General features: G+C 52.3%; 21 protein-coding genes and 1 pseudogene. 13 read left to right on the plus strand and 9 right to left on the minus strand.

What is annotated here, in order from left to right; genetic code table 11:
* Positions 1–187 precede the first annotated feature (187 nt).
* A pseudogene (locus tag BM427_RS18185) lies at positions 188–2,234 on the minus strand (right-handed parallel beta-helix repeat-containing protein).
* Between the two features lie 344 nt (positions 2,235–2,578).
* Between BM427_RS18185 and glmU the strand changes: the two are divergent.
* From glmU to BM427_RS18230, 9 genes are all read left to right on the plus strand, one after another.
* Entirely contained in the window at positions 2,579–3,949 is a 1,371-nt protein-coding gene (glmU, locus tag BM427_RS18190) for a bifunctional UDP-N-acetylglucosamine diphosphorylase/glucosamine-1-phosphate N-acetyltransferase GlmU (RefSeq protein WP_090123905.1), read from the plus strand.
* A gap of 179 nt (positions 3,950–4,128) precedes the next feature.
* Positions 4,129–5,958, plus strand: coding sequence for a glutamine--fructose-6-phosphate transaminase (isomerizing) (gene glmS / locus BM427_RS18195; RefSeq protein WP_090123907.1), 1,830 nt, complete (start codon positions 4,129–4,131; stop codon positions 5,956–5,958).
* Between the two features lie 303 nt (positions 5,959–6,261).
* Positions 6,262–7,302 carry a phosphate ABC transporter substrate-binding protein PstS gene (gene pstS, locus BM427_RS18200; RefSeq protein ID WP_090123908.1) on the plus strand — a complete coding sequence of 347 codons (1,041 nt, stop codon included), beginning with the start codon at positions 6,262–6,264 and terminating at the stop codon, positions 7,300–7,302.
* A gap of 122 nt (positions 7,303–7,424) precedes the next feature.
* On the plus strand, positions 7,425–8,384 hold the full coding sequence (gene pstC, locus BM427_RS18205) for a phosphate ABC transporter permease PstC (protein ID WP_090123910.1): 960 nt from the start codon (positions 7,425–7,427) through the stop codon (positions 8,382–8,384).
* Complete coding sequence (gene pstA, locus BM427_RS18210) at positions 8,384–9,274, plus strand: phosphate ABC transporter permease PstA (RefSeq protein ID WP_090123912.1); 891 nt, start codon at positions 8,384–8,386, stop codon at positions 9,272–9,274. Before pstC ends, pstA begins: the two co-directional genes overlap by 1 nt.
* A gap of 46 nt (positions 9,275–9,320) precedes the next feature.
* Complete coding sequence (pstB, locus tag BM427_RS18215) at positions 9,321–10,094, plus strand: phosphate ABC transporter ATP-binding protein PstB (RefSeq protein ID WP_007369386.1); 774 nt, start codon at positions 9,321–9,323, stop codon at positions 10,092–10,094.
* A 76-nt stretch (positions 10,095–10,170) separates the two neighbouring features.
* Positions 10,171–10,896 (plus strand): phosphate signaling complex protein PhoU, encoded by a 726-nt coding sequence (gene phoU / locus BM427_RS18220; protein ID WP_090124391.1) that lies wholly within the window; start codon positions 10,171–10,173, stop codon positions 10,894–10,896.
* Between the two features lie 506 nt (positions 10,897–11,402).
* Positions 11,403–11,684, plus strand: a complete 282-nt coding sequence (locus tag BM427_RS18225) for a hypothetical protein (protein ID WP_090123914.1) — start codon at positions 11,403–11,405, stop codon at positions 11,682–11,684.
* Positions 11,685–12,332: 648 nt separating this feature from the next.
* The gene (locus tag BM427_RS18230) at positions 12,333–13,385 is read left to right on the plus strand and encodes an AbrB family transcriptional regulator (RefSeq protein WP_090123915.1); all 1,053 of its coding nucleotides are present in this window, start codon (positions 12,333–12,335) and stop codon (positions 13,383–13,385) included.
* Between the two features lie 32 nt (positions 13,386–13,417).
* Here the strand turns inward: BM427_RS18230 and BM427_RS18235 are convergent, their stop codons facing one another.
* The gene (locus tag BM427_RS18235; RefSeq protein ID WP_090123917.1) at positions 13,418–14,305 is read right to left on the minus strand and encodes a dihydrodipicolinate synthase family protein; all 888 of its coding nucleotides are present in this window, start codon (positions 14,303–14,305) and stop codon (positions 13,418–13,420) included.
* A gap of 119 nt (positions 14,306–14,424) precedes the next feature.
* A complete protein-coding gene (locus tag BM427_RS26530; protein WP_437438208.1) occupies positions 14,425–14,565 on the minus strand; it encodes a hypothetical protein in 141 nt (46 codons plus the stop codon).
* A gap of 175 nt (positions 14,566–14,740) precedes the next feature.
* On the opposite strand from BM427_RS26530, the gene BM427_RS25485 reads away from it, so the two are divergent.
* Positions 14,741–14,887: a hypothetical protein gene (locus BM427_RS25485; protein WP_244316534.1), complete on the plus strand. Its 147-nt coding sequence runs from the start codon at positions 14,741–14,743 to the stop codon at positions 14,885–14,887.
* Between the two features lie 185 nt (positions 14,888–15,072).
* On the plus strand, positions 15,073–15,468 hold the full coding sequence (locus tag BM427_RS18245; RefSeq protein WP_090123918.1) for a (R)-mandelonitrile lyase: 396 nt from the start codon (positions 15,073–15,075) through the stop codon (positions 15,466–15,468).
* A 149-nt stretch (positions 15,469–15,617) separates the two neighbouring features.
* On the opposite strand, the gene BM427_RS18250 is transcribed toward BM427_RS18245, so the two are convergent.
* The 4 genes from BM427_RS18250 to BM427_RS18270 form a co-directional block, all read right to left on the minus strand.
* Positions 15,618–16,499, minus strand: coding sequence for a hypothetical protein (locus tag BM427_RS18250; protein WP_090123920.1), 882 nt, complete (start codon positions 16,497–16,499; stop codon positions 15,618–15,620).
* Positions 16,499–17,239: a YaaW family protein gene (locus BM427_RS18255; RefSeq protein WP_090123921.1), complete on the minus strand. Its 741-nt coding sequence runs from the start codon at positions 17,237–17,239 to the stop codon at positions 16,499–16,501. The genes BM427_RS18250 and BM427_RS18255 overlap by 1 nt, the downstream gene beginning before the upstream one ends.
* Positions 17,229–17,411 carry a hypothetical protein gene (locus tag BM427_RS18260; RefSeq protein ID WP_244316535.1) on the minus strand — a complete coding sequence of 61 codons (183 nt, stop codon included), beginning with the start codon at positions 17,409–17,411 and terminating at the stop codon, positions 17,229–17,231. The genes BM427_RS18255 and BM427_RS18260 overlap by 11 nt, the downstream gene beginning before the upstream one ends.
* A 202-nt stretch (positions 17,412–17,613) precedes the next feature.
* Positions 17,614–18,495, minus strand: a complete 882-nt coding sequence (locus tag BM427_RS18270; RefSeq protein WP_090123924.1) for a helix-turn-helix transcriptional regulator — start codon at positions 18,493–18,495, stop codon at positions 17,614–17,616.
* A 371-nt stretch (positions 18,496–18,866) separates the two neighbouring features.
* On the opposite strand from BM427_RS18270, the gene BM427_RS18280 reads away from it, so the two are divergent.
* A complete protein-coding gene (locus BM427_RS18280; RefSeq protein ID WP_244316631.1) occupies positions 18,867–19,760 on the plus strand; it encodes an extracellular solute-binding protein in 894 nt (297 codons plus the stop codon).
* On the plus strand, positions 19,760–20,530 hold the full coding sequence (locus tag BM427_RS18285; protein WP_090123929.1) for a molybdate ABC transporter permease subunit: 771 nt from the start codon (positions 19,760–19,762) through the stop codon (positions 20,528–20,530). Before BM427_RS18280 ends, BM427_RS18285 begins: the two co-directional genes overlap by 1 nt.
* Positions 20,531–20,580: 50 nt before the next feature.
* Here the strand turns inward: BM427_RS18285 and BM427_RS18290 are convergent, their stop codons facing one another.
* On the minus strand, positions 20,581–21,534 hold the full coding sequence (locus tag BM427_RS18290) for an aldo/keto reductase (RefSeq protein WP_090123931.1): 954 nt from the start codon (positions 21,532–21,534) through the stop codon (positions 20,581–20,583).
* 79 nt (positions 21,535–21,613) lie between these two features.
* On the minus strand, positions 21,614–22,549 hold the full coding sequence (locus BM427_RS18295; protein ID WP_090123932.1) for a LysR family transcriptional regulator: 936 nt from the start codon (positions 22,547–22,549) through the stop codon (positions 21,614–21,616).
* Positions 22,550–22,575: the final 26 nt, after the last annotated feature.

The following is a 22,575-nucleotide window of genomic DNA, read 5'->3' on the forward strand; positions in this document are numbered from 1 at the left end:
TTTGTGATGTAAATCACAGAAAACACTCTAACTTATCAGGACGCCATCATGAAACTGATCAATAAAATCATCGCTCTTTTCAGCAACATGAACATCTCTTTCGGTACGTTCAACCACTAATGTGCTGATATGCTGAGTGGCGCCGTGCTTACCGTTGTGTGATAAGCGAAGCGCCATCTGGCATCACTTATGGTTTACTATCCAGCTCTTTTTTCATCAGATTTACGCTCTTACCGTCGACGATAAAGTAGTTCGTCGCATCCACATTCCCCACCACTGCATCATCATATTTCCCCGGTTGACTGCGCACAGAGATGTTGCCCGTAAACACGCCCTGCGTTGACGCATCGCCATATGGACCCGGTCGAAAGATGAAATTAAAGCGTTGGTTATCGACTGCAATGTTGTTTTCAACCCGCAGTTTTCCTGGGGTGAAGTTGTCTGTGAAACCATCCAGATGGTTACCTGTCACTTTGTTGTTACGAACCTGATGCGCGACCGGTTGCCCCTCTCCACCCAGTTTGAAACCATTGCTGGTATTGTTGCTGGCAATAGAGTCCTCGATCACCACAACGCCATTTGCGCCATCCTCGATTTTGTTAAACAGGTCAAAACCATCATCAATATTGTCGTGCGAATAGCAACGCTTCAGACGATTGCCGCCGCCAACGCGCATCTTCACGGCAAAACCATCAGCGTTAATTTTCCCCGGATCCTCATTACCCCCAGGATTCTGAATCGACAACGAGGTTATTGCTCGCCCACAATGCGCGGCCCATTTTTTCCGGCGATGAAATCTGAATACCGGTATCGTCATTACGCCATGCGACCACTTTTTCGATAACGTTATGGCTACCCTGAATACGCAAACTTTTCTCAGTCACCTCTATGCCTTTGATATGCCAGTAGCTGGCGTCAACCAGCAAACCGTGGATCACGGCTTTTCCATCCGCTTGCAGCATTTTCTGATTATCGCGAAGCCCGCTGGCGGAAAGAGGGATCTCCGTCTGTGCGTAATCTCCGGCTTGCAACACAATTTTGCCGCCCGGAGGCAGTAAACGAATCGCGCTGGTTAGATCCAGCGGGGACACAGCCGTGCCTTTACCTTCGCTTTTACCCTGTGGTGCGACATAAAGCGTTGCTGTTGTTGGGCCGGCAATTTTTTCTACCTTAATCTGCTGGCTGACAGGCATATTGTTGCTGGTGTTGGTGGGGGTAAATGTTACTGCAAACGTGGCATTACCATTCAGTGTGGCGGGTACGCTATACATTTCCCCTGCTTTAACCGGTTTTTCATTACCGATCACCACTTCGTCCTGTCGGGTGCTGAACAGGCCATCATAACTGGCCCGGGCCTGTAATGTGTAGCTGTCGCTGGTGCTTTGCGCAGGGGAGGCAATTTGCAGCACGACCGGTAGCGGTTTAGCTTGCCAGGGTTTTGTTACTGCGGTATGTGCTATCGAAGTGGTTAACGAAGCATCGCTGATGGTGATTTTGGCATTACGCGAGGCAAAGAAACCGACGTAGTAATGATCCTTATCCTGCACAGTGATCAGATCTGCGCGCGGTACACTGCGGCTAACCCATTGGTCGCTGCCATGCGGAGCCCAGGCTGTGATAAAACCGTCATTGGTGCGCTCCAGTTTGAGGCGAAAAGTTGGCGTCTGGCGCAGATCAACCTCTTCCTGCTAGCTCTATTTCATAATTGCTGCGCCAGTATTGCCCCAGGGTTGTGTGATCCCTTCACGGGAGATCGCCTGCATCTTCACGCGAAAATTGTCTTTTTTATCCTGGGTCATGATGGTATTCATCACCATATTCGACGCCGCAGGATATTCCTCATAACCCTCTTTAAGCGGCTGCTGACGTGGTTTGCCAATCACGTCACGCACCAGCAATCCAGCGCCTTCCTGAGTCACGGTGGCCTGTAAAACGAAATTTTCGCTGCCCGGCAGAGTGGTATAAAAAAACGTCAGTCCGTCATGAGAGTTAGCGATTTTACCGCCGCAACTTTCGAGAGTAACGGGTCTGGAGAGATCGGCACTATCTGTTATGGAGAGTTTTTTACCGTCAATAATGACATCGTTCACGCCAATCTTTTCCGGCAAAACATTCGATGAAAAGTTCACGTCGGTCGATTGGCCGAATGCGATTGCTTTCCAGACTGCTGCTGCTGACGGAAAAGTGATAAGAGAGCTGCAAACCGTTAAATCCAGAGGTATTTTATAATTCATTTTATTCTCCTGATTGATTAATGCCCGCCATTATTATCAGAATGAAACGCCGTTTCTTTTTTATGTATCACAATCCTCGATGATCAAAACGGCGTTTTGTTTTTTTACAATCTTTATTCATGATGAAAAAAAACAGCTAACGTATTGTATGAATTAGCGGTAAACAGAAATGGAGAGATTTTTTAGCGGCAAACCAGGTTGCTTTGTCGGTAAAATAGCCCGCAAAAGCGCAGTAACTATGGATGTTGGGCTTTTCACCAGCATTCCATTTCATGCTACAAAATATGTAGAATTTTCAATATGAAAGAGGTTAACTTCTTTCTCCAATGACAGTCAGGACGCGTATGTTGAACACAAAAATGAGTGTGGTGATCCTTGCCGCAGGTAAAGGCACACGCATGTATTCCGATATTCCCAAAGTGCTGCATACCCTTGCAGGGAAAGCAATGGTTCAGCATGTCATTGATACTGCTAATCTTCTCGGCACCGATAATGTTCATCTGGTTTATGGCCACGGTGGCGATTTGCTTAAACAACGTCTCGCTGATAGCAAACTTAACTGGGTCCTGCAGGCAGAACAGTTGGGTACCGGCCATGCGATGCAGCAGGCTGCGCCGTTCTTTGCCGACGACGAAGATATTTTGATGCTCTACGGCGATGTTCCGCTTATCTCGCTGGAGACGTTGCAGCGTCTGCGCGATGTGAAACCGCGGGGTGGTATCGGTCTGCTAACGGTGGTGCTCGAAGACCCGACGGGTTATGGGCGTATCACGCGTGAAAACGGTGCGGTGACAGGCATTGTGGAACAGAAAGATGCCACTGAAGAACAGCGTAAGATTACTGAGATCAACACGGGTATTTTGATTGCCAACGGCGGCGATCTGAAACGCTGGTTGAGCAAGCTGACTAACAATAATGCGCAGGGTGAATATTACATCACGGATATCATCAGCCTTGCCTGGCATGAAGGCCGTGAGATTACCGCCGTGCATCCGCAGCGTCTGAGTGAAGTGGAAGGCGTGAATAACCGTCTTCAGCTATCCCGGCTGGAGCGTGCGTATCAGGCTGAACAAGCCGAAAAGCTGCTGCTGGCTGGTGTTATGCTGCGTGATCCTGCGCGCTTCGATCTGCGCGGAAGACTGCAGCACGGGCGGGATGTTGAGATCGATGCTAACGTCATCATTGAAGGTAATGTAAAACTGGGCGATCGGGTGAAGATTGGCGCAGGTTGCGTGCTGAAAAACAGCGACATCGGTGACGACTGTGAAATCAGTCCCTACAGTGTGGTGGAAGATGCGCGACTCGAAGCCGATTGTACCATCGGGCCATTTGCGCGTTTGCGTCCTGGCGCTGAACTGCTTGCCGGTGCGCACGTTGGCAACTTCGTGGAAATGAAAAAAGCACGTCTGGGCAAAGGTTCTAAAGCAGGCCACCTGACTTACCTGGGTGATGCGGAAATTGGTGACAACGTGAATGTTGGCGCGGGTGTTATCACCTGTAATTACGATGGTGCGAACAAGCACAAAACCATTATTGGCGATGATGTGTTTGTTGGCTCCGATACGCAGCTAGTGGCACCGGTTACCGTTGCGAAAGGTGTAACTATCGCTGCGGGTACCACAGTAACACGCAATGTTGCTGAAAATGAACTGGTTATCAGCCGTGTACCGCAGATCAATAAACAAGGCTGGATACGTCCGGTTAAGAAGAAGTAGCCCGGATAAGGGCAGCACCATCCGGCAATGTATTCATAACGATTTTAGGGTGAGGGGAAAGATAATTCCTCCACCCGGCAGGCAGTACCTATAAAAATATCCCCACTCTCTACAAGGCTCGGGGTAATGCAGGTTGACCGACAACAAAAGGCATAACGCCTAAATCGGAATCGAAAAATATGTGTGGAATTGTTGGCGCAGTCGCGCAGCGTGATGTTGCAGAAATCCTTCTCGAGGGATTACGTCGTCTGGAATACCGTGGCTATGACTCTGCTGGTCTGGCCGTTGTAGATGCAGAAGGTCATATGACCCGTCTGCGTCGTCTTGGTAAAGTCCAGATGCTGGCCCAGGCCGCAGAAGAGCATCCGCTGCATGGTGGAACCGGTATTGCGCACACCCGTTGGGCAACACACGGTGAACCGTCAGAAGGTAACGCGCATCCGCATGTTTCTGATCATATTGCGGTTGTACATAACGGTATTATTGAAAACTATGAGCCTCTGCGAGAAGTGTTAAAAGAGCGTGGCTATGTGTTCGTTTCTGAAACGGATACCGAGGTTATCGCACATCTCGTTCACTGGGAGCTTGAGCAGGGCGGCACGCTGCGTGAAGCGGTTATGCGCGCTATTCCGCAATTACGCGGCGCTTATGGCACAGTGATTATGGATACCCGTGACAGCGGCACTCTGCTTGCGGCTCGCTCTGGCAGCCCGCTGGTCATTGGTCTCGGCATGGGTGAAAACTTTATTGCCTCCGATCAACTGGCATTACTGCCAGTAACGCGTCGCTTTATCTTCCTTGAAGAGGGCGATATAGCGGAAGTGACTCGCCGCAACGTGACAGTGTTTGACAAATCCGGCGTGCAAGTAAAACGTCCTGATATCGAATCCAGCCTGCAATATGATGCGGGCGACAAAGGTATCTACCGTCACTACATGCAAAAAGAGATCTACGAACAGCCGAACGCGATTAAAAATACGCTGACCGGCCGTATCAACCACGGTGAGGTGGATCTGAGCGAACTGGGTCAGAATGCCAACGTGCTGTTATCGCAAGTTGAACATATTCAGATCGTTGCCTGTGGCACCTCTTACAACTCCGGTATGGTTTCCCGTTACTGGTTTGAGGCGCTGGCCGGTGTGCCGTGTGATGTCGAAATCGCCTCTGAATTCCGCTACCGCAAATCCGCTGTGCGTCGTAACAGCCTGATGATCACCCTGTCGCAATCCGGTGAAACGGCAGATACGCTGGCGGCGCTGCGTTTGTCCAAAGAACTGGGTTATCTGGGGTCGCTGGCGATTTGTAACGTTCCGGGCTCCTCCCTGGTGCGTGAGTCCGATCTGGCGATGATGACCAACGCCGGTACTGAAATCGGTGTTGCCTCCACGAAAGCGTTCACCACTCAGCTTACCGTTCTGCTGATGCTGGTGGCGAAACTGAGCCGCCTGAAAGGGCTCGATGCATCCATTGAGCATGATATCGTTCACGGGTTGCAGGCTTTACCGAGCCGTATTGAACAGATGCTGTCGCAGGATAAACGCATTGAAGCGCTGGCCGAGGATTTCTCCGACAAGCATCATGCTCTGTTCCTGGGGCGTGGCGATCAGTATCCGATCGCGCTGGAAGGCGCGTTGAAATTGAAAGAGATCTCCTACATTCACGCCGAAGCCTATGCGGCAGGCGAGCTGAAGCATGGCCCGCTGGCGCTGATTGATGCGGATATGCCGGTGATTGTCGTTGCGCCTAACAACGAACTGCTGGAAAAACTGAAATCCAACATCGAAGAAGTGCGTGCCCGTGGCGGCGTACTGTATGTGTTCGCCGATCAGGCTGCGGGTTTCACCAGCAACGACAATATGCACATTATTGATATGCCGCATGTCGAAGAGGTGATTGCGCCGATTTTCTATACGGTGCCGCTGCAATTGCTGGCCTATCATGTTGCGCTGATTAAAGGCACCGACGTTGATCAGCCGCGTAACCTGGCGAAATCAGTAACGGTAGAGTAAACATTTACTGACATTTAATGCGAAAGAGGTTGCCTGCGGGCAACCTCTTTTTTTGACTTTATTTTGTGAATTCTCGTTCGTTTCAACTACGTTTGCATTGTCACAAAAATAAAATATGACTGAAATCTTACTGTGATGTTTTTTATTAATAATTTGATTTCTATCTATTTTATATCATGCGATAACGATATTTTCCTGCTGTCATCAAACAGTAACAATGATCACATATAACTGTCATCAAAGTGTCCTATTTTGCTCGTCGTAGCCACTAAACAACGATTTACGATCTTTGCAGGAGACATTATGAACGTTATGCGTACCACTGTCGCAACTGTTGTCGCCGCGACCTTTTCTCTGAGTGCTTTTGCTGCTAATGCAGCAGCTAGCCTGACTGGTGCGGGCGCAACTTTCCCGGCGCCGGTGTATGCCAAGTGGGCTGATACTTACCAGAAAGAAACGGGTAACAAGATCAACTACCAGGGTATTGGTTCTTCTGGTGGCGTAAAACAAATTACTGCTAAAACTGTGGATTTCGGTGCATCTGATGCCCCTCTGGCTGACGATAAACTGGCTCAGGAAGGCCTGTTCCAGTTTCCGACCGTGATCGGCGGTATCGTGCTGGCTATCAACGTCCCGGGCATAAAATCCGGTGAGCTGGTGCTGGACGGTAAAACCCTGGGTGACATCTACCTGGGTAATATTAAAAAATGGGATGACGCAGCGATCGCTAAACTCAACCCAGGCCTTAAACTGCCTTCGCAGAACATCGCCGTAGTTCGCCGTGCTGACGGTTCCGGTACATCATTTGTCTTCACCAGCTACCTGGCAAAAGTGAACGAAGAGTGGAAATCCAAAGTGGGTTCCGGCTCAACGGTTAACTGGCCGACCGGTCTGGGTGGTAAAGGTAACGACGGTATCGCGGCATTTGTTCAGCGTCTGCCGGGTTCAATCGGTTATGTTGAATATGCCTACGCTAAGCAGAACAACCTGACCTATACCAAGCTGCTGTCTGCGGATGGTAAGGCTGTAAGCCCGACTGAGCAGAGTTTCTCCAATGCGGCTAAAAATATCGACTGGAGCAAATCCTTCGCCCAGGACCTGACCAACCAGAAAGGTGCTGATGTGTGGCCGATCACCTCAACCACCTTTATTCTGGTCCACAAAGAGCAGGCTAAGCCGGAGCAAGGTGCTGAAGTCCTGAAATTCTTTGACTGGGCGTACAAAAAAGGTGGCAAACAGGCTAACGACCTTGATTACGCAACCCTGCCGGATAGCGTCGTTGAACAAGTTCGTGCTGCATGGAAAACCAATGTGAAAGACAGCAGCGGTAAGGCACTGTACTAACAACGGTTTTTTTGGAATATGGCGGATGGCGCTTACACCATCCGCCTTACAGATCCTCTGTAGGCCTGGCTGCGTAAGCATTACCGGGCAAATTCGTAAGACGTTAAACTGAAGAGTAACTTATGGCTGCAACCAAGCCGGCATTTAATCCTCCGGGTAAAAAAGGTGACATGATTTTCGGCGCGCTGGTAAGACTGGCTGCGCTGATTGTGCTATTGCTGTTGAGTGGCATCATCGTGTCGCTGATTTTCTCCTCATGGCCAAGCATTCAGAAGTTTGGTTTTTCATTCCTGTGGACCAAAGAGTGGGATGCGCCCAATGATATTTACGGCGCGCTGGTGCCTATTTACGGGACGATCGTTACCTCTGTCATCGCTCTGCTGATCGCCGTTCCGGTGAGTTTCGGTATTGCCCTGTTTCTGACAGAACTGTCGCCGAACTGGCTGAAGCGCCCACTGGGTATCGCCATTGAATTACTGGCTGCGATTCCAAGTATCGTGTACGGCATGTGGGGGTTGTTTATTTTTGCTCCTTTGTTCGCGACTTACTTTCAGGAACCGGTGGGTAACGTACTTTCTAACATCCCGTTTGTCGGCGCGCTGTTCTCTGGCCCGGCATTTGGTATTGGGATCCTGGCGGCCGGGGTTATTCTCGCCATTATGATTATTCCTTATATTGCGTCAGTAATGCGCGATGTATTCGAACAAACGCCGGTGATGATGAAAGAGTCGGCCTACGGTATTGGCTGCACCACCTGGGAAGTTATCTGGCGCATTGTGCTGCCATTTACCAAAAACGGGGTGATTGGCGGCGTGATGTTGGGGCTGGGGCGCGCGCTGGGTGAAACCATGGCGGTGACCTTTATCATCGGTAACACCTACCAACTCGACAGCGCTTCGCTGTTTATGCCGGGTAACAGTATTACCTCTGCGCTGGCGAACGAATTTGCCGAAGCGGAATCCGGTCTGCATGTTGCTGCATTAATGGAGTTGGGTCTGATTCTGTTTGTGATCACCTTTATCGTACTGGCTATCTCTAAGTTTATGATCATGCGCCTGGCGAAAAACGAGGGGGCACGTTGATGGCTACGCTCGAAATGCAAAGCATCGCAAAGCTGGCTGAATCGCGCCGTAAAATGCAGGCTAAGCGCCGTCTGAAAAACCGCATTGCGCTGACATTGTCGATGGCGACCATGGCGTTTGGTCTTTTCTGGCTGGTCTGGATCCTGCTATCTACCGTAACACGCGGCTTTGACGGGATGTCACTGGCGATGTTTACTGAAATGACGCCGCCGCCAAACACGGCAGGTGGTGGTCTGGCGAACGCCCTGGCAGGTAGTGGCCTTTTGATCCTGTGGTCGACCGTTGTTGGTACGCCGCTCGGTATCATGGCGGGGATCTATCTGGCGGAGTATGGACGGAAATCTCTGCTGGCTGAAGTTATCCGTTTTATCAATGACATTCTGCTTTCTGCTCCGTCGATTGTGGTGGGTCTGTTCGTCTACACCCTTGTCGTCGCGCATATGCAGCACTTCTCTGGCTGGGCGGGCGTGATTGCGCTGGCGCTGTTGCAGGTGCCAATTGTTATTCGTACCACGGAAAATATGCTGAAACTGGTGCCGGACAGCCTGCGTGAAGCGGCGTATGCGCTGGGTACGCCGAAGTGGAAGATGATTTCTTCTATTACGCTGAAAGCGTCTGTTTCCGGGATTATGACCGGAGTGCTGCTGGCCGTGGCGCGTATCGCCGGGGAAACGGCGCCGCTGTTGTTTACCGCGCTCTCTAATCAGTTCTGGAGCACCGATATGATGCAGCCTATCGCTAACCTGCCGGTGACCATTTTCAAATTTGCCATGAGCCCGTTTGCCGAATGGCAGCAACTGGCCTGGGCCGGGGTTCTGATTATCACGCTCTGCGTATTGCTGTTGAATATTCTGGCGCGCGTCATTTTCGCGAAGAGTAAACACGGTTAATTTTTGCGACGCGGCGAAAGCGGCGTCGAGTTGAGGAAAAAGATAAATGAGTATGGTTGATACGACGCCGGGCAAAATTCAAGTTCGTGATTTGAACTTCTATTACGGCAAATTCCATGCACTGAAAAACATCAGCCTGGATATTGCCAAAAATCAGGTGACGGCGTTTATCGGGCCCTCAGGCTGCGGTAAATCAACGCTGCTGCGTACTTTTAACAAAATGTTTGAGCTTTACCCTGAGCAGAGAGCCGAAGGTGAGATCCTGCTGGATGGCGACAACATTCTTACCAATACGCAGGATATCGCGCTGCTGCGTGCGAAAGTGGGGATGGTATTCCAGAAACCGACGCCGTTCCCGATGTCGATTTACGACAATATCGCCTTTGGTGTGCGCCTGTTTGAGAAGCTGTCGCGTCCGGATATGGATGAGCGCGTACAGTGGGCTTTAACCAAGGCTGCATTATGGAACGAAACCAAGGATAAACTGCACCAGAGCGGATACTCTCTCTCCGGTGGCCAGCAGCAGCGTCTGTGCATCGCCCGTGGTATCGCAATTCGCCCGGAAGTTCTGCTGCTCGATGAACCCTGTTCAGCCCTTGACCCAATATCTACCGGTCGTATCGAAGAGTTGATCACGGAACTGAAACAGGATTACACCGTGGTTATCGTGACGCACAATATGCAGCAGGCTGCACGTTGCTCCGATCATACGGCGTTTATGTATCTCGGTGAGTTGATTGAGTTCAGCAACACAGATGATCTGTTCACGAAGCCGAAGAAGAAGCAAACGGAAGACTACATTACCGGGCGCTATGGTTGATTTGCTGCACCCAGAGGGTATAAGCGACCTTGTTACCTGTTACCACGTGAAATCTGTCGGGCATTTGGAGTGCACCATGGACAATCTCAACCTTAACAAACATATTTCCGCGCAGTTCAACGCTGAGCTGGAAAGTATCCGCACTCAGGTAATGACCATGGGTGGGATGGTGGAGCAGCAGCTTTCTGATGCGATCACCGCCATGCACAATCAGGACAGTGATCTGGCCAGGCGAGTTGTTGAAGGCGACAAACAGGTCAATATGATGGAAGTCGCCATCGATGAAGCCTGTGTGCGCATCATTGCAAAACGCCAGCCAACGGCGAGCGATTTACGTCTGGTTATGGCGATCATCAAAACCATTGCCGAGCTGGAACGTATTGGCGATGTGGCAGACAAAATCTGCCGTACTGCACTTGAGAAGTTCTCTCACCAGCATCAGCCGCTACTGGTGAGCCTGGAATCGTTGGGCCGTCACACCGTGCAGATGCTGCATGATGTGCTGGACGCTTTCGCCCGTATGGATCTGGACGAAGCGGTACGGATCTATCGCGAAGATAAAAAAGTGGATCAGGAATACGAAGGCATCGTTCGTCAGTTAATGACGTACATGATGGAAGATCCCCGTACTATTCCGAGTGTCCTGACCGCACTGTTCTGCGCCCGTTCCATCGAACGTATCGGTGACCGCTGCCAGAATATCTGCGAATACATCTTCTACTTCGTGAAGGGACAAGATTTCCGTCATGTTGGCGGCGATGAATTGGATAAACTGCTCGCCGGAAAAGATGTCAAAGAGTGATATAGCACAACCCCCTCTCTGTGCTGTCTTTTATATATAAATCCCTGATGTGGTCGTCGGGGATTTTTTTAACCTTTTCCCTATCCGTTGATCTGCCTGTATATCACTTCACGAAACTGTAGCACATTCAGTGTAACTGTCTTTTCCCAGTAGTGGCCGTCCTGACGGTTGCATATTTTCACGAATGGAGATCGTCCAATAACATCTATCGAGATCGGGTAATAACAGTTGACGGGATCGCTGAATAACATTCATGGAGATCACTTTTGACGCGTTTTGTTATTCGGTGATTTCCATGAATGTTACTCACCGATCTCCTTCATGGTAATACGCACCAGTGACGCGACTTCCGCAGCGTTGTATTTAAAGGCTGAACGGAGACATGCAATGTAGCTCCCTCAATATTGTTCGGGCGAAAAATAACCAATACCGGTCACAACAGTGATTTATCACTCAGGGCGTTCAGGAGTAACATAGGCGCTTCAAAAACCGACAGACAACAATCGATGAAACGCTCACTTTTTATCGTCGCCACCATTTTTTACTTCAACACCGCTTTCGCCTCAGCGCCATTACCGAAAGATGTCAGTGATTTCCGCGTGCTTGCCGAGCAGTGCGAACATTTTGCCAGCGAACAGGACAGCGATCTCGATGAGCAACGGCAAAAAGAGCTGGATGCCAGCCTTGAAGCTACCTGCGGCAAGGCTGTGGCTCAGCTTAAAACGTTACGGGAAAAGTACAAAAACGATGAGAAATTAATGAAGATCATCAATGCCTATGATTTCTGATCGCCTTTTCTGGCGTGAATACATTACGAAAAGTACCCACAGAATATCCTGGTACATTGTAGCGGCGTTGCACCAGACGACCTGAATCATTTTGTGAGTACGGCTTATTGCGTATGCATTGGGCAAGGATTAATCGTTTTGAGCAGTAAATCCATGCCCATTACAAAGTCATTGCCCAGTGAAATGATATACATATTCAGCCGCCTACAAAGTTATTTTCTCGCCTCATTTACATGACTGATACGTTTTCTCTGGTAATTTTTAATATTTTCTGGAGGGGTATTCTTTTACATTGAAAAAGCTTTCAACCTATTATGTTATTAACAAATAATGTCCTTAGGTATTCTAATCAACCGTCTCACCTGTAACAGGTATATAGTTCACAACACATTATGTTTTCGTTAACACCTTCGCAAGTTGCATTTTATCCAGGGCTGGCAAACGAGGTTGTAAGCTGCCCATAAACTTTCATGTGTAATATAAAAAAGCGAACAGCGCTGCACAGTGATGGATGAAAGATTGCACCACCCTGAGAGAACGCTTACATTCGAAAGACATGCTTTGCTTTTCAGACTGTTATTGTTCGGGGAGTGTTATGTCTTTCGCTGATCCCACAGTTATCACTGTCACTCATCCGGAGTGCTGCTGATGGCGATGCCCAAACTGCGTAACGGGCTGCCGCTTCTTCTCCTCTCACTGCTCTTTGTCGCTATGATGGAGCTGGTTCATCTGCCCGCTGCGCTCCTGCTGGGGCCGATGTTTGCCGGGATTACTCTCGCCATCCTTGACCGGCATGTGGTGATAAGCAAAACCAGTTTCGGTGTTGCGCAGGCGGTGGTCGGTGCCATGATCGCTCATGCTATTCCCCCTTCGGTGTTCGGTCGCATTGCTGCCGACTGGCCGCTATTTATCAGTTGCATTGTCTCGGTGATTTTCGCCAGCGCCATTCTCGGCTGGATTATGGCGAAGCTACAGGTTTTTCCGGGCTCCACGGCGATCTGGGGGTCGTCACCGGGCGCGGCGTCGGCCATGACCATTATGGCTGAGAGTTTCGGCGCCGATGTCCGCCTGGTGGCATTTATGCAGTATCTGCGGGTAATGATTGTGGCGCTGGTTGCGGTACTGGTAACCCGCATATGGATGGGCGCTAATAGCCCGGATCACGCGGTCGCGACATTTACCCTGTTCGGCCCGGTACGCTGGCTACCGTTTGCCGGTACGTTGCTGGTCATTGCGGCGGGTTATCTGATTGCCCGGCGAGTAAAACTTCCCTCTGGTCCGATGTTGATAACGTTAATACTGGGAACCATTATTGAAGATACCGGGGTGTTGTCGCTGGAATTGCCGCCATGGCTGCTGGCGCTCTCCTATGCTGTGATTGGCTGGAGCATTGGGCTGCGCTTTACGCGGGAGATTGTCTGGTACGCCGCCCGCGCACTGCCGCGTGTGCTACTGTCGGTGCTGACACTGGTGGCTGTGTGCTGTTGCTTTGCATTTTTGCTGGTACAGTTCGCCGGTATCGATCCACTCACCGCCTATCTCGCCACCAGTCCCGGCGGGGCAGACACGGTGGCGATTATCGCCTCTTCAAGTCACGTTGATATCTCGTTTGTGATGGCGATGCAGACCGGGCGCTTTATTCTGGTGCTGATCACCGGCCCGGCGATTTCACGCTTTGTGGCGAAGAGGCTTGGAGCATAATCCCGGCAAAAACGTCAATGCCGGGACGACAATCACTCCACAATCAGACGCAGCCTTTCGATCACTCCAGCCACTTCACGGCGTGCGTCGCCTTGTAGCGTCTGTAATGGTGGAGGCAGACACGGCGCCTTCACCACGCCAAGCAATTCGGCGGCAGTTGCGATCACGCGCAGGCTGCCGCCATAGCGGTTGAACAGATCCCACAGCGGTGCCAGCACGTCGGAATGCGCCCTTGCCAGTGCCATATTGCCGGCCTGCGCTGCGCGGGAGATGGCCAGTGCTGCTTGCGGGAATAGTCCACCCAGCACTGAATACCAGATCCCGCAGCCAGCGCTCAGACCGTCAACTGCTATAGCATCGCCACTGATGCCGAGCGTAATATGTGACGGAATGTGCTCCCGCAGCGCCGCAATCCGCTCCAGAGCGGCAATGGGAGGAATTTTGATCGAGCCGATATTGGGTAACTGGGCGATACGGGCAATCAGCGCATCGCTGAAGGTGAAATGTGTCGCACGGGGATTATCGTAAACGCAGAGCGGTACCGACAATTCGCGAGTCACCGTCGCGTACAGGCCAAAGACGTCCTCTTCGGTTAACGCGTGATAGGAAACCGGCGCCAGCAGCACCGCGCTAACCCCCGCTTTTTGCGCATCTTCCGCCAGCCACAGCACATCGCGGGTACGCAGTGCGCCAATCCCGGCGATCACTGGAACCGCGCCGGAAGTTTCCGTTGCCAGGCGCAGTGCGGCGGCGCGTTCATTACGGCTGAAATAGGGATAGCAACCCGTCGATCCTAACGCGCCAATCGAATCCACCCCGGCAACGCGGAGCTTCTCGATCAGCCGAACGTATGCCGCTTCATCCAGTCGCTCATCAACCAGCGGCGTCAGCGGAAATGCGCTCAGTCCAGTGAAATCCATATCTTCCCCCCTTCATAGTCAGAAACCCAGCGCTGTCTTCTCACAGCAACAGCCTGGCATCATACGTTGCAATCTGGCGATCAGTTCGTCGCCTGCCTCACATAATGCGGCCTGCGGTATTATGTGAGACAGGCTCTCAAGGATGAACCATCGTTTTCGCCGTCAACCGGAACAACGTAACGCAGGTTGATAGCGTTGTAGAGATCCACCACCAGGTCAATGGGCGGTACCACGCCGTCGCACAAACGGATATCCCGCACCACTATGCCAACGACAGCGCACCGCCGGTAGTCTTACCCTGACGGTCAACGAACACCATTCATGAATCTCGCTCATGACATCATTATGATTTAATGAGGTTATCATTTGTGTCGTTCTGATTAAGATAGCGTTCCGCCTTTGTCGGCACCCTCCTCGTTGCTGAATCAGGATTCTATGAGCAACAAGATACACGGGTCGCTGTTCCTCGCGATCCTCAGCGCGCTGACGGCCAGCGAGCTGCAAGGGGATATCGAACGGACCATTACCTGGTTTCTTAATCGGCTTCGCATTGGCACAGCTGGTCTGGAGACCGTTCAGTGACACCGTCGGCCGCTGTCATGATTCAGGCTAATAAGCTCATATCGATTTTCCCCAATAGCCGCAGGTAATGGGCAGGGCCATGGCCGCTGTTGCCAGAAAACGTGCGGGGCATCTGTCACGCCAGACTCCACCGATTTTCCGCCCGGTGAGTAAACTTAACGATAAGACCCACACTGGAGAAGACCATGAAGATCACCCGCAATGCTTCCGTTCCTTCCGCGCAAGGCCCGCAGGAATATTTCACTGGCCGCGTGCGGATCGACGCGCCGTTTAAGGCCGAAGAACCTGCCCGCGTCGGCGGTGCAACCGTGACGTTTGAACCGGGCGCGCGCACCGCATGGCATAGCCATCCGCTCGGCCAGACGCTGATCGTTACCCACGGCAAAGGCTGGATCCAGTGTGAAGGCGAAGCCATTCAGGAGATGAACCAGGGCGATATTGTCTGGATCCCTGAGGATGTTAAACACTGGCACGGTGCGACGGCGGATACCGCCATGACCCATATTGCCATCGCCGAGTCGTTAAATGGCAGCCCAGTGACCTGGCTTGAACAGGTTACCGACGAGCAATATCGCGGCTAAGGAAGGAGTTATGAATAACGTTGAAAACAACGTGGTAGCGATTGCCGGAGTCCGTCGGACGACGTGGATATCAATGACATCCTCTTTCGCCCGACGTGACAAGAACAGTTAAACCGTGGCACAGAGTGTGCCTGCGCGACAGTTTAACCTTAACGCGGCAAAAATTCCGGCGTAAAGCGCTGCAACTCACTCAACAACAGCGGGTTATCCGGCGAGTTAAATAGCTCGCTAAGCTCCGTTTTTTTGTTATGGAAGGCCAGCGCTTCCGGGTTCGCTTTACCACTGATCGCCTGTTTCGCTTTACGGTTACACCACTGGCGATACTCTTCCAGCGTGGCGCGGTAGCGCTGTGCATTCTCACGCATTAGGTGTTCGGCCAGCCGGAATTTGCCGTAGCGGTCGCAAAGTTGGCTTTCGATGTAGATCGCTTTCGGCAGGATATCCATCATCAGGGTGATAAAATCCAGCACTTGCTCAAGATGGCGATCGGTCAGCTCATCGGCGAACGAGAGCAGATTATCAATCAGGGATAACACTTCATTACGCTCGCAGGCCAACTGTGCCAACAGGCTTGCCGCTACGTCTCTGGTCTCTTCCACCAGCACTTTATCCAGCAGCAGCACGCGGGCCGATTCCACCACGCCAAAATAGCGCGACAGTTTTTCCATATAAAAGATGACGTTCTGCGCATGAATATCGGCGGAGATCACGTCAATGCTCTGTTGTAGCTTGTCGATTTTTTTCGCCAGATACAGGGTTTGCACCACAATTGCGCCGACAACAATGCCCGTCGAAAGGCCGATCGCCGCTAGTTGCGTGGCCTGCGCCATCTGCACCAACTGTTTCAGTTCGGTGATGGATTCCGGGTTAAAAGGGATCTGTTTGAGCGGCATATGTTGCGCAATCCCTGATTTTTCCGCCAGTTCCGTCCAGTACGCCACGCCGTCGCGCAGGACCGCTTTCCCGTTTTGCAGCGCTTCCAGCACCTCCGGATAGACCTTAAGCCAGTCAAACGTGAATATCGTATCCATCAAAAAATGTCCTCTTCAGGTTTCAGAAGCTGCTGACGCATCGCCGCAATTTGCACCACTGCCGGTAACGTAACGCGATAGGCCGGGCCGGTCAGCGCCGGTAGCGTGAGTAGCGCGGAGATCGCCATCCCCACTGGTCCGGCAAAAATACCAATTGCCCGCATCAATCCCGCGTTGGCGGCCAGCGCCAGCCCACGTCCGAGCAGCGCTCTGGCGACAGCATTGGCCACAATCAACGATACCTGGTAAGACATAAATCCACCGAGGCGAATCGCCGCGATAATGGCGGACAGCGCCGCACCGCTCGCCAGATTGCCGTTGATTTTCAACTGTGTGCGTATGCTGGCGCGTTCGGCCTCACTCATTTTTTCCCAGGAGTCCTCAAATAACTTCGCCAGCATCGCTTTCTCGATCTCCACCGTGTCGGCGGAGAAATCCGTTTTTACGCCGATTTTTTTACACACATCCGTCAGGATCTCTTTGTATGGCACGCCGTTACGGCGAATGAAATTCATCAGCGAATCACCGCCAAAATGCTGCAACTCCGCACCGATAAGCTGCCAAATTTTGCGAAAATCGCCGTTTGCAGCCTTGAATGTCTCATCACCGGTTAACGACTCGGTGTAGCGCGTGGAACCGTCTTTGTCGGTGGTTAAATAGTTCACCAGTACGCCCAGCATCTCCTGGTCTGCATAGCGAAGAAGCTCCAGGTCTTTATCCTGTCTGTAGTTATTTGCCATCGGTTGTTGACTCTGTGGTAGTGCTGTCCTGACGTGCGGCAGCATGGGTGAGAAATTGCACTTCAACGCGGCGGTTGCGCTCATCATTAGGTGAAATGCCGCTGAGCGGTTGTGAATCGCCAAAACCAGCGACAATCACGCGCCGCGATTGTTGTTCATCTAGCGAGGCCACCAGCAGCTTGCGCGCTTCCCGCGCACGGGCGGCGGAGAGTGTGTAGTTGTCGTCATAAACGGTACAGAAACGCCTCTCTTCTGTTGCCGGGCGAACTGCGGGCTGATGCGTCCGGATGTCAAACTGTCGTCTCTCTGTGTTAACGGTTTCGGTTTACGCGAACCAAACATATAAGTCCCTGTCCTTGATAACGTCGCGGCCGCTATACGGCGTGAAATCGGGTATGTAAATCCTGTTCAAATTGCTCGCGCAGCGAGGCAGGAGAAAGAATACCGATGTCCGGCAACCAGTAACGCAGCCAGCGAAACAGCGTATGCGGATCGCTAATCGCTGTAGAGAGCGTCAGGCTGCCGTCGTCGTGGTGTTCAATAATTCGTTGCGCGGGGAACAGCGCCCGGCGAGTGACATATTCTGCGACATGCGCCGATACGCTTAGTACCGTCTCCACCCGCGAGCCAAAGCGAATACCAACATGACTTTCCAGTTCGGCGACCACCCCGGCATGCAGCTCAAAGCGCTGGTCGGTGCTGGTTAGCCGCTGAATACGCGCCACTTCGAAAGCCTTCAACTGTCCTTTTTCCACGGCCGCCAGATACCACAAGCCGTACTGGTTAATCAGCCGGTAAGGTTGCGCCCGCCGGGCTTTGTCGCGGTAGCAATATTCCACTTCTATACGTTGGCTAATGGCCTGATTTAACTGGGTAAGCAATGGTTCGAGCAACTGGTTTTGCCGGCTGCCTGGCGCGTGAAAGGCGATATTGCTGCGCTGTTTCATGCTGTTACGCAGCGATTGTCCGTCCTGGCGAGGGAAGAGATGCGCCACGCCGGTAAAGTCAGCGAATTCCGCCAGATGACCGCTGTGTAATGTCGGAAGAAGGGGGGCGCTGAGTTTATAACGTCCAGGCGAGACCTGATCGAGGATATGTCCCAGCCGCGCAAGGTCGCGGTAAGCCGTGCGTTCCGTTATGCCGAATTTATCGCACAGCCACGCCTTATCTATGGTTTTGCCCTGATAAAGCGCTGCGAAAATTTCGCACAACCGCTCAATCAACGGGTCGTGTTTTCTGTCGTGACTTTCCTTCATTGCTGCGGGTTCCGGGAATAAAGTCTCACAAGACGTTAAAAGTACAGCCTGACCATCGCGCCCCTGCCCGAAGTTTCAGGTAAGACCTTGTTTTTTTCATAGGGATTAACGGCAGAAAACAGGAAAACTAAAATGAAATTTTCGCATTCTGTGCAATTCCCTTATTCCACTAAGGGAAAGATAAACGCCCTGGCTGACAGGAGATGTCAGTGCGCGGAAATTGCCGCCTGCCGCTTCGTTAACTTCAACAAAACATCAACGAATTCGCCGCTTACGTTGTTCATTTCCTGTGTGGAAAAGATAATCGTTATTTACTTTTTTATATAACGAGAAGCATGATGAAAACGATAACAGGCAAGTGTGCAGCGGTGATGGCGCTGGCGGTGTTTAGCGCTACGCCCGTTCTGGCAAAAGATATTCGTGTCACTTATGCCGGTTCGATGGGCAAAGTAATGGATCAGGGGCTGGGGCCGGTGTTTGCAAAAGCGGAAAACGGTGCCTGGCAGGGCCAGGGACAGGGTGCTTACGGTATGGCACGCCTGCTTGCGAGCCATAAACTGACGGCGGATGTGTTTGTCTCCATTAACCCAGGCCCAATGCAGATCCTGAAAGATGCAGGCTTAATCGATGATGCCGTCCCGGTCGCCAGCACCAGCATGGTGGTCGCGTACAGTCCGAAAGGAAAATATGCCGCACAGTTTGCCGAATCCAGTAAACATCATGATGCCAACTGGCTGAATCTGCTGACACAGAAAGATATTCACTTCGGCCGCACCGATCCGTATGTCGATCCGAAAGGGCAGAACATTGTCTTTACCCTGCTGCTGGCGGAAAAATATTATCACCAGCCGGGCATGGCGCAGAAAGTGCTGGGCGGCTTGCAAAACCCGCAACAAACGCACCAGGAAGGCGGGCTGCTGGCGCGTCTGGAGAGTGGTCAGATTGATGCCGCAGCCGGTTACGAAAGCGAAGTGCGTTCTGCCCATCTGCCGTATGTTGCGCTGCCGGATGAGATCAACCTCAGCAACCCGGCGCTGGCGAAACAGTGGTATGACACAGTTAGCTTCACCATTAAAGACAGCGCAGGTAAAGATCAAACCCTGCACACGCAGCCGATGGTATTTTACGCAGCCGTGCTGAAGAACGCACCAAACGGCACCGATCAGGCGAAGAAATTCGTTGAATTTATGCAAAGCTCGCAGGGTCAGCAGATCCTTAATCAATATGGTTACGCCGCGCCGAAAGGCGACGCGCTGTACCGCTGATGCGCCAGGCCGGGCGTTTGGCGGGCTGGTTGTCGCTTCCCGCATTGCTGCTGTTGTGCATTCCGTTTGTTACCCTGCTGCATGAAACGCCGTGGGGCCACTTCCGGCTTGCCTGGCGGGATGATAATGCGATTGCCGTATCGCTCGGTCTTGGGCTGCTGGCGCTGTGCCTGGTTATCCTGATTGGCCTGCCGGTGGCCTGGTGGCTGGCGTGGGCTACCGGTCGCAAACGTCTGATCGCTGAGCTGCTGGTGATGGTTCCACTGCTGACACCGCCGCTATCGATGGGCATTTTGCTGGTTTCCGCATGGGGGCCTTACGGCCTGTTTGGTCAGTGGCTGTCGCAGGTAGGTATGACGCTGGTCAACAATCCTGCCGCCTTTGTGCTGGCGCAACTTTACGGCGCGCTACCCTATTTTATTGTGGTGGCACGCAGCGCTTTTAGTACCGTACCGAAAACGATTCTTGAAGCCGGGCAAACGCTTGGCGCGGGCGGCTGGCAGCGCTTTCGCTATCTGGCACTGCCGATGGCGATGCCAGGACTGGCCTCGGCGTTCGCGTTGGCCTGGGTGCGGGCGGTTGGCGAGTTCGGCATTGTGATGATTTTCGCTTACTTTCCACAGGGGATTCCGGTCAAACTCTACACCAACCTGCAAAACGACGGCGTCGATTCCGTTTATACCCTGCTGTGGCTGTTGCTGATCGTCACTCTGCCACTGCCGATGATTTGTATGGCGCTGAGCAGACGGGCGCAGGTAAACCAGCTTTAAGAGGGGAGGGACACGGCCCGGCAGGCTTTCCATCGCCGGGCCTCTGAGGATCAGTCACCCGCCTTGGTCAGGGTTGCCAGTTCATCTGCAGAGAGGTTTAACGCTACGGCAGTGACGAAGCTTTCAACGTGGGCGACGTTGGTGGCGCTGGCGATCGGTGCGGTTACGCCCGGCTGGTTAATCAGCCAGGCGAGCGCGACTTCGGCCGGTTTTACGTTGTTTTTTGCGGCAATCTTTTCCAGCGCATCAATAATAGCGAAGCCGCGTGGGTTCAGGTACTTGGTAATGCCCTGCCCACGCTGACTCTGGCTGAGATCCTTTTCGCTACGGTATTTCCCGGAGAGGAAACCGGAAGCGAGGCTGTAGTAAGTCACTACGCCGATATTCTCCCGCACCGTTAAGTTCTGCAACGCGCCTTCAAAACCGGAACGATCGTAGAGGTTGTATTCCGGTTGCAGGACCTGGTAGCGCGGTAGCCCTTTCGCATCTGCTACTTTTAGCGATTCCGTCAGTTGCTCCTCATTGAGGTTCGATGCGCCGATGGCGCGGATTTTCCCCGCTTTCAGCAGCTTTTCATACGCACCAAGAGTTTCCTCATACGGTGTGTCGTTATCCGGCCAATGGGAGAAGTAGAGATCAATATAATCAGTTTGCAGACGGCGCAGTGAATCCTCAATCGCCTGCGCTATCCAGCGAGCAGAAAGCCCTTTTTTTCCCGGTTCGCGCATATCGGCCCCCACTTTGGTAAAGAGCGTCACTTTGTCGCGCACGCCCGGATGCGCCGCCAGCCACTTGCCGATAATGGTTTCTGATTCGCCGCCTTTGTTGCCTGGCACCCATGCCGAATAGACATCTGCGGTATCAATCGCGGTAAAGCCGCGTTCGAAAAGCGCGTCCAGCAGGCTGAAACTCTGCTTTTCATCTACCGTCCAGCCAAAAACATTGCCGCCAAAAACCAGTGCGGGAATCTGTAAACCCGTCGTACCGAGTGAACGTAAAGCCATCTGCTCATACCTCCGTGAAATAGCGTATCTGTTTACGTAAAGACTTTAATCCTGGTCTGCTGAGTCATACGTTTTTTGGTCATCCGTGCGGTTTAAACACCGGATGCGTCTGCAACAGCGCAGTGATTGGCCGTAGATTCTCGCGCAGTACGCTATGCAGGTGACGGATGGCCGGGTTGAACTGTTTGCGGTGCGGACACACCAGATTCAGCGGGGCTGCTTCGCCAGTATGTTGCGGTAACAACACTTCCAACCGGCCTGCAAGCACATCCGCGCTGATGTCGATCCAGGATTTATAGACGATGCCCATTCCGTCCAGCGCCCAGCGGCGGGCAATATCCGCGTCATCACACAGCATACGACTTTTAACAATCAGCTGACGCCGCATGCCATTTTCTGGAAAGCTCCATTTGTCATACACCTGGTTGTTCATGGTGAATAACAGACAGTGGTGATTCACGATTTCATCCAGCGTTTTGGGACGACCGTGTTGCGCCAAATAATCAGGGGAAGCGGCCAGTACCCGACGATTATCCTCGGCCACCGGCAGCGCGACATAGCTGCTGTTATCCAGCACGCCGTAGCGAATGGCAATATCGACCGGATCGCGAAAGACATCGCTTATCTGATCGGAAAGTGACAGGCGCAACGAAATTTTCGGATACTGCTGGCAAAAACGGGTGATCAGCGGCAGCAAAACATTGCGGCCAATGTCCGAAGGAACAGCAACGCGCAGCTCGCCGCGGATCTCGTTATCGCCGCTGTGCAGGCTCTCAGCGCCCGCCTGCACCACTTCCAGCATCTCCTGGGCGAAGGGCAGATATTTTTCTCCTTCAGCAGTCAGACGCAGGCTGCGCGTCGAACGCACAAACAGGCGCTTATCGAGATCGCGCTCCAGTCGGTTGACGGCAGCGCTGACCTGACCCGGTAGTAATCCGGCTTCCCGAGCGGCATTGGAAAAACTGCCCAGTATTGCCGAACGAACAAACAGCGTGACATCTTCCAGGCGAATCATGGTGGCTCCCATAGCGCAAATACCCT

This window comes from Kosakonia arachidis, assembly GCF_900116535.1.
GTDB lineage: Bacteria > Pseudomonadota > Gammaproteobacteria > Enterobacterales > Enterobacteriaceae > Kosakonia > Kosakonia arachidis.

Excerpts from the sequence above, each read along its gene's own strand:
- BM427_RS18250 (WP_090123920.1), bottom strand. The coding sequence starts at position 16,499 with ATGGATACGATATTCACGTTTGACTGGCTTAAGGTCTATCCGGAGGTG.
- BM427_RS18235 (WP_090123917.1), bottom strand. The coding sequence starts at position 14,305 with ATGGATTTCACTGGACTGAGCGCATTTCCGCTGACGCCGCTGGTTGAT.
- pstS (WP_090123908.1), top strand. The coding sequence starts at position 6,262 with ATGAACGTTATGCGTACCACTGTCGCAACTGTTGTCGCCGCGACCTTT.
- BM427_RS18290 (WP_090123931.1), bottom strand. The coding sequence starts at position 21,534 with ATGGCTTTACGTTCACTCGGTACGACGGGTTTACAGATTCCCGCACTG.
- BM427_RS18245 (WP_090123918.1), top strand. The coding sequence starts at position 15,073 with ATGAAGATCACCCGCAATGCTTCCGTTCCTTCCGCGCAAGGCCCGCAG.
- pstB (WP_007369386.1), top strand. The coding sequence starts at position 9,321 with ATGAGTATGGTTGATACGACGCCGGGCAAAATTCAAGTTCGTGATTTG.
- BM427_RS18255 (WP_090123921.1), bottom strand. The coding sequence starts at position 17,239 with ATGGCAAATAACTACAGACAGGATAAAGACCTGGAGCTTCTTCGCTAT.
- pstA (WP_090123912.1), top strand. The coding sequence starts at position 8,384 with ATGGCTACGCTCGAAATGCAAAGCATCGCAAAGCTGGCTGAATCGCGC.
- phoU (WP_090124391.1), top strand. The coding sequence starts at position 10,171 with ATGGACAATCTCAACCTTAACAAACATATTTCCGCGCAGTTCAACGCT.
- BM427_RS18225 (WP_090123914.1), top strand. The coding sequence starts at position 11,403 with ATGAAACGCTCACTTTTTATCGTCGCCACCATTTTTTACTTCAACACC.
- glmU (WP_090123905.1), top strand. The coding sequence starts at position 2,579 with ATGTTGAACACAAAAATGAGTGTGGTGATCCTTGCCGCAGGTAAAGGC.
- BM427_RS18280 (WP_244316631.1), top strand. The coding sequence starts at position 18,867 with ATGGCGCTGGCGGTGTTTAGCGCTACGCCCGTTCTGGCAAAAGATATT.
- BM427_RS18285 (WP_090123929.1), top strand. The coding sequence starts at position 19,760 with ATGCGCCAGGCCGGGCGTTTGGCGGGCTGGTTGTCGCTTCCCGCATTG.
- BM427_RS25485 (WP_244316534.1), top strand. The coding sequence starts at position 14,741 with ATGAGCAACAAGATACACGGGTCGCTGTTCCTCGCGATCCTCAGCGCG.
- BM427_RS18270 (WP_090123924.1), bottom strand. The coding sequence starts at position 18,495 with ATGAAGGAAAGTCACGACAGAAAACACGACCCGTTGATTGAGCGGTTG.
- BM427_RS18295 (WP_090123932.1), bottom strand. The coding sequence starts at position 22,549 with ATGATTCGCCTGGAAGATGTCACGCTGTTTGTTCGTTCGGCAATACTG.
- pstC (WP_090123910.1), top strand. The coding sequence starts at position 7,425 with ATGGCTGCAACCAAGCCGGCATTTAATCCTCCGGGTAAAAAAGGTGAC.
- BM427_RS18230 (WP_090123915.1), top strand. The coding sequence starts at position 12,333 with ATGGCGATGCCCAAACTGCGTAACGGGCTGCCGCTTCTTCTCCTCTCA.
- glmS (WP_090123907.1), top strand. The coding sequence starts at position 4,129 with ATGTGTGGAATTGTTGGCGCAGTCGCGCAGCGTGATGTTGCAGAAATC.